Below are 2,989 nucleotides of genomic sequence, written 5' to 3'. Positions count from 1 at the left end.
TGGCCTCATTGCGTCGGCGCGGGTTGGACATGCCGGTGCTATTTTTGACCGCACGCGACCAGGTCGAGGATCGCGTCAAGGGTCTTGAACTGGGGGCTGACGACTATCTGGTCAAGCCATTTTCTTTTGCGGAGCTTTTGGCACGGGTGAGAACAATTCTTCGCCGTGGGCGCGGAGGTGGAGTGGATAGCAACACCCTGCGCACGGCGGATTTAGAACTGGATTTGCTGCGACGTCGCGTTACGCGAGGTGGGCGCCGGATAGATCTGACCGCAAAGGAATTCGGTCTCCTCGAATTGCTGATGCGCCGACAAGGTGAGGTATTACCACGCTCCTTGATTGCGTCTCAAGTGTGGGATATGAACTTCGATTCCGACACGAATGTCATCGAAGTGGCAATGCGACGCTTGCGAATCAAAATCGACGATGGGCAAGCGGTCAAATTGATCCAGACAGTACGGGGCATGGGATACGTGCTTGAAGTGCCGCAGGAGCCCTGAGTGTTGCCTCGTCTATCGTTGACCCACCGGCTTACGCTTTTTTTTACCCTGGTGGCCTCCAGCGTGGTGCTGGGTTTGGGCGGGCTATTCATGGCTTCGGCGGATCAACACTTTGTTGACCTTGATCGCGGTGCACTGCAAGACAAGCAACATCTCATTGGCGAAATCATCGCAAGTAGCAGATCCTCCAAAGATTTGGATCGCCGGCTCGACGAATCGCTTAATCATCACCACGGACTTTTCGTGCGCGTCAGCAGTGGTGATGGGCGAATCCTCTTTCAGACCGAGGATTTTCCTGCGGCTGATCGTCTGCAGTTGCCTCCAGATGTGAATCCTTTAATGGCTTTGATGTGGTGGCGTCGCGGACAGCAGGAATTCCGACATCAGCAATTTCAGGCAGAGGCGCAGTACGCGCCAGGAATTCAACTCACGGTCAGCCTTGCCATGGATACGGCCCACCATCAGCATTTTCTAAATGAGCTTTTGAACGCACTAGGCTTGTATGCGCTAGCAGCAATCGTCGTCAGCGGTTTGCTTGGATGGGCAGCGGTCTATTACGGCCTCGCTCCACTAAGAGCCATTAAGGCGCATGCTGCTGCCGTAACCGCCCAGCGTTTGCAGCCTTGCATGCCGGTTCAGTCTGTGCCAATCGAGATGGCTGATTTGGCGAAGACGCTCAACCAGATGCTAGAGCGGCTCCAGGATGACTTTCAGCGATTGTCTGAGTTCTCTTCCGACTTGGCTCATGAACTTCGGACGCCAATCAGTAACCTGCTCACTCAGACTCAGGTTACTTTGACTTCCAAGCGTGAGAACGAGGTTTACAAGGATGTTCTTGCTTCAAACGCCGAGGAGTTGCAGCGACTGGCTCGCATGGTGTCTGACATGTTGCTGTTGGCTAAAACCGAACGCAGGGTGGACCTACCGCACAAAGAAGACTTCATGGCCGCAGATGAAGTCCAAGCGTTGATCGACTTCTACGAGGCTGTGGCAGACGACAAGAGTATTGCTCTAACCCTGGAGGGGAACGGCCCGGTGCAGGGCGACCGCCTTATGTTCCGGCGTGCATTGAGCAATCTCATGTCGAATGCGCTACGTTACGCGCCTTCAGGCAGTTGCGTAAAAATCACTGTTGCCAGTCGGATGAACTGCACCGACATCTCAGTTGAGAACAGCGGCGAAGACATTGATCCGCTCTTGATGCCACGATTATTTGACCGCTTCTATCGCGTGGACCAAGCGCGCTCGCATCTCGGGTCAGATGGGGTGGGGTTGGGACTTGCCATCACCAAGGCGATAGTGGAAGCACATGGCGGCAGCGTCTACGCCAGCTCTGCCCGCGGCATCACTCGATTTACCTTGACGTTTCCTCATTGAATGAACCCGCCGGAGTCGTTTGATTGACGTCTTAGTATTCGGAGGTTAGATTGCTTTCTTCGAACCGAGCAAGAAACTTTTTTTCCTGTAGTTGCCAGTCCATGGGGAACGGCTCCAGCAGATCCCTCATGGTCAACCAAGCTGGGTGTGATCCGTCAAGGATTGCCTGAACCACTTTGGGCGACAAGTAGGCCAGCCGCAGGATACGGCTGACGTAGGATGGGTTGATCTTCTCCGCGGCAGCCAGGTCTTCGATGGTGGCGTAGGTCCCGTCATAAAGCAGGCGCTGCCACCTGAACCCGCGTGCAATCACCTTGATCATGGTGTTGTCGATCGTTGCCTCGCGGCGCACCACACCACGCGATCCATCGGGCAAGACGATGACCGTTTTGCCGCCCCGCGGTCGAAAGGTCATCGGGATGTGGGTTGTTTCAGGCATTTGGTCTGTTTGACTCATGCTGCCTCCCTGTAGGCCTGTTGCATGACCGTGTCGCGAAGCAGTTTGGTCATGCCGGTGGACTTCCACTTGATATTGATGCCGTCCGTGCGAACCGTTATCCGCTCGATCAGTGCTTTAGCGATGCATGCCTGCTCAGCCGGATACAAGTTGTCCCAGACTTGGTCAATCGATTGCAGCGTCTGGATTGCATCGGCTTCGCTGATGTCTGGTCGAGACAAGGTGACTTCCCTGACCGCGGCAGCCAGAATTTCCGGTGCTCTCAAAACGCCCCGCAACTGCTCGACCACGACCCCTTCAATTTCGCCGGCCGGCACACGCCGGACTTCGCAGGCCTCTTTGCCGAGCTTGATTGCGTCGGTGTTGATGTAATAGCGGTACTGCTTGGGACCCTTGCTGGTCCAGCCAGGCGTAAAGGCACGACCCTCCGGGGAAAAGATCAACCCGCGCAACATGGACGGCGCCTTGGTCTCGCGCATCCCGGCCCCGCCCTTGACGTGCTTGTCGCCCGCTTTCAGCAGTTCTTGCACTGTATCCCAGACCTCTTGATCGATGATGGCGCTGTGTTCGCCCGGGTACTGCTGCCCCTTGTAGGCGGCCATACCGATGTAGACAGGGTTCTTGAACACCTTGTAGACGTAGCCCTTGGTGATCA

General features: G+C 55.7%; 4 protein-coding genes. 2 read left to right on the top strand and 2 right to left on the bottom strand.

Features of this window, described 5'->3' with window-relative positions; genetic code table 11:
- Positions 1-500: winged helix-turn-helix domain-containing protein (locus ACOVRJ_RS00105; RefSeq protein WP_422041875.1), on the top strand; the 500-nt coding region annotated here is incomplete at its 5' end.
- Positions 501-1,877, top strand: a complete 1,377-nt coding sequence (locus tag ACOVRJ_RS00100) for a heavy metal sensor histidine kinase (RefSeq protein ID WP_422041874.1) — start codon at positions 501-503, stop codon at positions 1,875-1,877. It begins immediately after the preceding gene.
- 31 nt (positions 1,878-1,908) lie between these two features.
- On the opposite strand, the gene ACOVRJ_RS00095 is transcribed toward ACOVRJ_RS00100, so the two are convergent.
- Positions 1,909-2,334: a hypothetical protein gene (locus ACOVRJ_RS00095; RefSeq protein ID WP_422041873.1), complete on the bottom strand. Its 426-nt coding sequence runs from the start codon at positions 2,332-2,334 to the stop codon at positions 1,909-1,911.
- Positions 2,331-2,989, bottom strand: a 659-nt coding sequence (locus tag ACOVRJ_RS00090; protein WP_422041872.1) for a recombinase family protein, incomplete at its 5' end; no start/stop codon positions are given. The genes ACOVRJ_RS00090 and ACOVRJ_RS00095, both read right to left, overlap by 4 nt.

This window comes from Roseateles sp. (genome assembly GCF_049240545.1).
Lineage (GTDB): Bacteria > Pseudomonadota > Gammaproteobacteria > Burkholderiales > Burkholderiaceae_C > Paucibacter_A.
This window is presented reverse-complemented; position numbering and strand designations above follow the sequence as displayed.

Coding starts and splice junctions, on each gene's coding strand:
- ACOVRJ_RS00095 (WP_422041873.1), bottom strand. CDS start 2,334: ATGAGTCAAACAGACCAAATGCCTGAAACAACCCACATCCCGATGACC.